Raw genomic sequence first — 5,813 nt, forward strand, 5'->3', positions numbered from 1 at the left:
GACGGCTGAGCCCGGCCGCCCCGGACGGTCCGCGGCGGGCCGCCCCGGCGCGTCAGTGCAGCGCGACCGTCAGCAGCATCGCCGCGTCGGTGACGGCGTGCACGGAGTGCCGTTCCGGAGGGAGGGTGGCGAGGTCACCGTCGGAGAGCTGCCACTGCCTGCTCGGGGTGCGCAGCAGCACCGTGCCCGAGAGCACGTGCAGCGTGCCCGCGCTCGGGGAGTCGTGCTCGGCCAGTTCCGTCTCGGCGGTCATCGCGATCAGGGTGCTGCGCAGCGTGGTGCCGGACACCAGCGTGCGGGCCGTCCGGTGGGAGTGGGCCGCCCGCGCCTCGTCGAGCAGTTCGGTGGCCAGCGCGCCGGTCGCGGTGACGGTGGAGTGGTCGGTCACGGTGTTCGCTCCCATCCTCGGTGCGGTGCTGGTGTCCGTCACCGTAGCCCGGCCCGTCCCGACACGGGAACGGGAGAGGCCCTCGGCGGCACGCCCGGTCGTCCCCGCGGTGCCCGGCCGCCTGCCCCGGGTGACAGCGGGGCCGGGACGAAGTGCCCTTGTCCCGGCCGGGGCGGGGATCCTTGACTGGGGTCAGGGCGCGCCCGTTCGGCGCCGCCCACGAGGAGAGGACGGGGCAGATCGTGGAACACCAAGCGAAGTGGACGATGGAGATCGCCGTCGACGAACACGACGACCGTACCCGGGCCGAGGCGACCCTGCGCACCGATTCCGGATCCACCAGGCGGGGCATGGGCGTGGCCCGACGCAACCCGCGGGACGCCGACGTCCCCGAGATCGGGGACGAACTCGCGGTCGCGCGCGCACTGGCCGACCTGTCGCACCAGTTGATCGAGGCGACCGCCGAGGACATCGAATCGGTGACCCACCAGCCCGCCCACCTGGCCGAGTAGGGACCGTGCCCGCGGAGGCCACACGCCCGGGATCCGGCCGGTGACCGACGGAGACAGGTCCCCGGTTCGGGTTGTGCCCCGCCACCGTCGGGTAATCACCCCGGAAGCCGTACGGCACCGACACGGGTGACCGCCGGACGGGTCGGGACCGGGACCCGGTCCGGTCGGCCCGGGCCCGGGCCGTGCCGGTGACCTCGCAGAGGACACCGTCGGGGGGAGGGACCCATGTCGACGAGCCACACCCGCGACCCGGCCGAACTGGCGGCCCAACAACTGGCCGCCGTGGTCATCGCCGCGCTGCGCCCGGACACCGCCTCGGACGACCGGGGGCCCGATCCCCGGATGATCGGTCTGGCGGTGCGCAGGCTCGGTGACGAGTTCGGTGCGCTGCTGCGCGGATTCGAATCGGCCACCGACGAGCGGGCGGTGGACAGCGCCGTCGACCGGGCGGCGCGCCTGGCCACCCACATCATGCTCTCCGGGCAGCCGCACGCCGACCGCACCACGGACGAAACCCGCGCACACGTCACGGACGGCGTATGACCGAGGTCGACGCACCGGCCGGCTGGGAGACCGAGCTGTTCGGGCAGGCTCTCGCCTCGGCGCCGTCCGTGCTCAACACCCAGCCCTGGACGCTGCGCGTGCGGCCCGACCGGGTCGAACTGAGCGAGCGCACCGACGTGGTGCTGCCGTTCCACGACCCCACGGGCCGGGACCGCACCATCTCGTGCGGGGCCGCCGCGGTGAACCTGGAGCTGGCGCTGCGGGCCGTGGGGCGTTCGGTCCGGCGGACGTTGTCGCCCGAGCCGGAGGAACCCACCCTGCGCGTCCGGTTCGACCTCGTCGGCCGGGCCGACCCGACGGTGACCGAACGCGCGTTGCATGCCGCCGTGCCCCGGCGGGGCAGTCACCGTGCGCCGTTCGCGGCACGGCCGGTCCCGGAGGCCACCGTGGCCGACCTGGTCGCGGCCGCCGGGGCGGAGGACGTGTGGATTCACCCGGTCGCCGGGGACGCCGAACTGGAGGCTCTCGCGGACCAGCTGAGCGCCGCGGGCCGGGCGTACCGCGGGGACGAGGGGTACCAACGGGAACTGGCCCTGTGGACCGTGCGGGACGAGAACCACCGCCGGCACGGTGCGGGCGTGGCGCGCAGCAGTATGCTGGCGACGGGCCGGAGCGTGCCCTCGGCGGGGATCGTGCGCCCGCGGACGGAGGTCCCGGATCGGGCGGATCTGGTGGAGAACCTGCGCCGGGAACGGATGCTGCTGTCGGGCACGGACACCGACGACGCGTCCGCCCACCTGCGGGCCGGTGCGGCGCTGCAGCGCGTGTGGTTGACCGCGGTCGCGGCCGGGCTCGCGGGGGCGGTGCAGACCCAACCCCTGCAACTGCCCCGGATCCGCACCGAGCTGGCCCGCCGGTTCGGCTTCGACGGGTACCTCCAGACGCTGTTCCGGGTGGGGCACCCGGTCGGGCGGCCGCCGGCCAGCCCCCGCCGCAGCCTCGGGGACGTCCTCCACCGGGAACCGTGAGACGGACCGTGGAACGGGGCGACCGGCACGCCGGTCGTCCCGTGAGGCCCGGGGCCACCCCGGGTCAGTCCGGGGTCAGTCCGGGCTCCCGGGCGGGGCGGTGTCCAGGAAGGCGGACGCGGCGCGGGCGAGGCCGGGGTGGTGCGGCGGGAGGTGCCCCTTGCGTGGCCACAACCGCAGGTCACCCCGGGGCAGGAATTCGGCGGTGCGCTCGTACAGCCCGCGGCCGAAGAAGCCGTCCCGCTCACCGCCGAGCAGCAGCGTCGGCGCGGTCACCGCCCCGAGCCGGTCCCGGACGTCGGCGGCGTCCTCGGCCTCCAGCGTGGCGAGCATGTCGGAGTCCGCGGACCCGAACACCCGGGGACCGAGCGCCAGGCCGAGCAACCCGAGCGACAGCCGGGTGGGGACCCCCGTCCCCAGCGGGGTGAACAGTGCGGCCGACCCGAGCCGCACGTGTCCGGCGCGGAACGCCTCCGCGGCCGCCCGTTGCGCGGTGCGCCCCAACGGGCCCAGCCGGTGCGCGGCCGAGACGACCACGACGCGCCGCACCCGGTCCGGGGCACGGGCGGCCAGGTGCAGCGCCACCGTGCCCCCGGTGGAGAACCCGAGGACGTCCACGGGGCCGTCGAAGTGCGCGTCCACGACCGCCGCGTAGTCGTCGGCGATGTCGCCCATCGTGGCCGTGGGGGGCAGGTGCGTGCGGCGGTTCACCCACCACACCCGGCGTCGCGTCGTGTAGGGACGCATCGTGCGCAGGGTGAACCGCCGGTCGAACCCGGTCGGGTGGCCGTGTCGCGCGCTGATCCCGGGCAGGAACAGCAGCGGCCTGCCCGAACCCGCGCTCAGCCAGGCCAGCCCGGGTTCCCAGGTCCCTTCGGCGGGGTGGGTGACGGTCGGCGTCGTGGTGGTCGACATGGGTCCACGGTCGGCGGCGCGGGTGGCGGAACGGAAGAGACCTTCGCCCCACACACCGGGTCGACACGGGCCCCACACGGGGGTGGTCGAACACTGCCGCCCACCCACCACGGGCCTAGGCTGGTGTCATGCGCCGGTCAAGCACGCTCACCGCGCCCGTCGGCTACGGCTGGCACGACCACGCGTGTTGGTTCCACGAGGGACGGCGCAGCTGGATCGAGGCGCTCGTGCCGTTCTTCGCCGAGGGTGTCGAGCGGAACGAGCGACTGTTGTACGTGGCCGACAAGACCGAGGCCGAACTCGCGGAGGACCTCGCGGAGCTGTCCGGACGGGACGAGCTGTTGCGCTCCGGCCAACTCGCGCTGCTGCCGTCCGCCCCGGTACGCGGTGTGCTCGGCGGGCCGGCCGTGGCGGCGCAGCTGGACAGTGTGCGGACCGCGGCGGACGACGCGGTGGCGGCCGGGTACCGGTGTCTGCGACTCGCGGCGGAGTCGGCACAGTCGGTCCGGGGCCGGGAAGGGGCCCACCGGTTCGTCCACTCGGAACTCGTCATGGACGAACTGGTCGCCCGGTCGCCGGTGCTGCTGCTGTGCGGGTACGACGGCAGGCTGGTGGACCCCGCGGCCGCAGCGGCGATGTCCTTCGTTCACCCGATCAGGCAGCGCCGGGTGTTCGGCGTGGAGACGGGCCTCTACGCCGACGCCGATGTGGCGGACGCCTGGCGCCTGCGCGGGGAACTCGACCTCGCCTCCCGCGAGGTCTTCGGGATCGCGTTGGACGCCCTGCCGGTGCGCCGGGAGCTGCATCTGTACCTGGAGGAGCTGACCTTCATCGACGTGGCGGGGGTGCACGCCCTCGCCGACCTCGCGAAGCGCGTCGCCCCCACCCGGGTGGTGCTGCACGACCCGCCGCGCGCGCTGACCCGCATCCTGGCACTGTCCCGGCGGGACACTCCGAAGATGCGTCTGGTCCACGCCTGACGGGGGTCCGGTGCCGGCGGAGCGCGCGGAGTGCGTATGGCGGTGCCCGCTCCGGCGGCGTGGGCTGGAGGCACACGGAAGGAGCCCACCATGACATCGACGAAATCCCCCGACGACGTGGCGACCGCCACCACGATCGACCCGGACGTGGTCGCCGAACGCCTGGAACAGCTCGTCGGACAGGTCGTCACGGACGCGGGAGCGGCGGTGAGCGTGCCGCTCGCGCTGCTCGGTGACCGGCTCGGACTGTTCACCGCCCTCGCCGAACGCGGCCCCGCGACGTCCGCGGACCTGGCCGACCGGACCGGGCTGGTCGAGCGCTACGTCCGGGAGTGGCTGCTCGCGATGGCCACCGCGGGCTACGTCACCGCGGACACGGGCGCGGACCCGGACGGGACCGCGGACCGGGTCCGCTACCGTCTCGAACCGGAGCAGGTGGAGGCGTTCACCAACCCCGACAGCCCCGGCTACGTCGCGGGCGCACTGCAGAACATCACCGCGATGACGCGGGCACTCGACCGGATCACCGAGGCGTTCCGCACCGGCGAGGGCATGGGCTGGCACGAGCACCACGAGGACCTCTTCCTCGGCACCGAGCGGTTCTTCCGCCCGGGGTACCTGGCGCACCTCACCTCCTCCTGGATCCCCGCGCTGACCGGCATCGAGGACCGGCTCCGCGCGGGTGGACGGGTGGCCGACGTGGGCTGTGGACTCGGCGCCTCCACCGTGATCATGGCGGAGGCCTACCCGGCGAGCACGTTCGTGGGAGTGGACTACCACGACACCTCGATCACACTGGCCCGGCGGCGCGCGGAGGACGCGGGTGTGTCCGACCGGGCCACCTTCCGCACGGCCGGGGCCGGGGAACTGGACGGGACGTACGACCTGATCACGTTCTTCGACTGCCTGCACGACATGCCGGACCCGCTCGGTGCGCTCCGCGCGGCCCGGGCGTCGCTGACCGAGGGCGGCTCGGTGATGCTCGTCGAGCCGATGAGCTGGGACACGCTCGCCGAGGCGATCAACCCGCTCGGCAGGCTGCTGGCGGGGGCCTCGCTGCTGGTGTGTCTGCCCAGCGGCCTGTCCGCCGAACCGGCCTACGGTCTCGGCAACCAGGCGGGCCCGACCCGGACGCGGGAACTCGCCCGTGAGGCCGGCTTCGCCGAGGCGCGGATCGCGACCTCCACCGAGATGAACCTCGTCTACGAGCTGCGCGGATGAGGGGTGCCCGGCAGGCCGGGTCGCGGGGTCTACCCCAGCAGTCGGGCGACCGCCGCGGCCCGGCCCGCCACCTCCAGCTTGCGGTAGACGTGCTCGAGGTGTTTGGCGACGGTGCGCGGGCTGACCGCCAGTTCGTGCGCGATGGCGTCGTTCGTCCGGCCACGCGCGACCAGCCCCACCACCTGGCGCTCGCGGACGGTCAACGGGACGTCGCCGTCGCCGTCGAGCCGCGGCACGGCCCGGTCCCGTTCGCGGAGCCGGTGCA

8 protein-coding genes are annotated in these 5,813 nt (G+C 74.5%); 5 read left to right on the top strand and 3 right to left on the bottom strand.

Going from position 1 to position 5,813, the window contains the following annotated elements:
* Window positions 1–52 precede the first annotated feature (52 nt).
* Window positions 53–388 carry a cupin domain-containing protein gene (locus ACTIR_RS0113800; protein ID WP_007027382.1) on the bottom strand — a complete coding sequence of 112 codons (336 nt, stop codon included), beginning with the start codon at window positions 386–388 and terminating at the stop codon, window positions 53–55.
* 242 nt (window positions 389–630) lie between these two features.
* Here ACTIR_RS0113800 and ACTIR_RS0113805 point away from each other — a divergent pair, with 242 nt between their 5' ends.
* The 3 genes from ACTIR_RS0113805 to ACTIR_RS0113815 all read left to right on the top strand — a co-directional run bounded on the left by ACTIR_RS0113805 (window position 631) and on the right by ACTIR_RS0113815 (window position 2,432).
* Window positions 631–900 (top strand): DUF1876 domain-containing protein, encoded by a 270-nt coding sequence (locus ACTIR_RS0113805; RefSeq protein WP_026454727.1) that lies wholly within the window; start codon window positions 631–633, stop codon window positions 898–900.
* 225 nt (window positions 901–1,125) lie between these two features.
* On the top strand, window positions 1,126–1,443 hold the full coding sequence (locus ACTIR_RS0113810) for a hypothetical protein (RefSeq protein ID WP_026454728.1): 318 nt from the start codon (window positions 1,126–1,128) through the stop codon (window positions 1,441–1,443).
* A complete protein-coding gene (locus ACTIR_RS0113815; protein WP_026454729.1) occupies window positions 1,440–2,432 on the top strand; it encodes an Acg family FMN-binding oxidoreductase in 993 nt (330 codons plus the stop codon). Before ACTIR_RS0113810 ends, ACTIR_RS0113815 begins: the two co-directional genes overlap by 4 nt.
* A gap of 75 nt (window positions 2,433–2,507) precedes the next feature.
* On the opposite strand, the gene ACTIR_RS23330 is transcribed toward ACTIR_RS0113815, so the two are convergent.
* Window positions 2,508–3,347 (bottom strand): alpha/beta fold hydrolase, encoded by an 840-nt coding sequence (locus ACTIR_RS23330; RefSeq protein WP_052583882.1) that lies wholly within the window; start codon window positions 3,345–3,347, stop codon window positions 2,508–2,510.
* A gap of 128 nt (window positions 3,348–3,475) precedes the next feature.
* Here ACTIR_RS23330 and ACTIR_RS0113825 point away from each other — a divergent pair, with 128 nt between their 5' ends.
* The gene (locus ACTIR_RS0113825) at window positions 3,476–4,327 is read left to right on the top strand and encodes an MEDS domain-containing protein (protein ID WP_026454730.1); all 852 of its coding nucleotides are present in this window, start codon (window positions 3,476–3,478) and stop codon (window positions 4,325–4,327) included.
* 90 nt (window positions 4,328–4,417) lie between these two features.
* Window positions 4,418–5,548 carry a class I SAM-dependent methyltransferase gene (locus tag ACTIR_RS0113830; protein WP_034240058.1) on the top strand — a complete coding sequence of 377 codons (1,131 nt, stop codon included), beginning with the start codon at window positions 4,418–4,420 and terminating at the stop codon, window positions 5,546–5,548.
* A gap of 29 nt (window positions 5,549–5,577) precedes the next feature.
* On the opposite strand, the gene ACTIR_RS0113835 is transcribed toward ACTIR_RS0113830, so the two are convergent.
* On the bottom strand, window positions 5,578–5,813 hold a 236-nt coding region (locus ACTIR_RS0113835; RefSeq protein ID WP_026454732.1), incomplete at its 5' end, for a response regulator transcription factor.

The sequence above is a fragment of the Saccharomonospora iraqiensis subsp. iraqiensis genome, assembly GCF_000430445.1.
Taxonomy (GTDB): Bacteria; Actinomycetota; Actinomycetes; order Mycobacteriales; family Pseudonocardiaceae; genus Saccharomonospora; species Saccharomonospora iraqiensis.

Excerpts from the sequence above, each read along its gene's own strand:
- ACTIR_RS0113810 (WP_026454728.1), top strand. The coding sequence starts at position 1,126 with ATGTCGACGAGCCACACCCGCGACCCGGCCGAACTGGCGGCCCAACAA.
- ACTIR_RS0113815 (WP_026454729.1), top strand. The coding sequence starts at position 1,440 with ATGACCGAGGTCGACGCACCGGCCGGCTGGGAGACCGAGCTGTTCGGG.
- ACTIR_RS23330 (WP_052583882.1), bottom strand. The coding sequence starts at position 3,347 with ATGTCGACCACCACGACGCCGACCGTCACCCACCCCGCCGAAGGGACC.
- ACTIR_RS0113825 (WP_026454730.1), top strand. The coding sequence starts at position 3,476 with ATGCGCCGGTCAAGCACGCTCACCGCGCCCGTCGGCTACGGCTGGCAC.
- ACTIR_RS0113830 (WP_034240058.1), top strand. The coding sequence starts at position 4,418 with ATGACATCGACGAAATCCCCCGACGACGTGGCGACCGCCACCACGATC.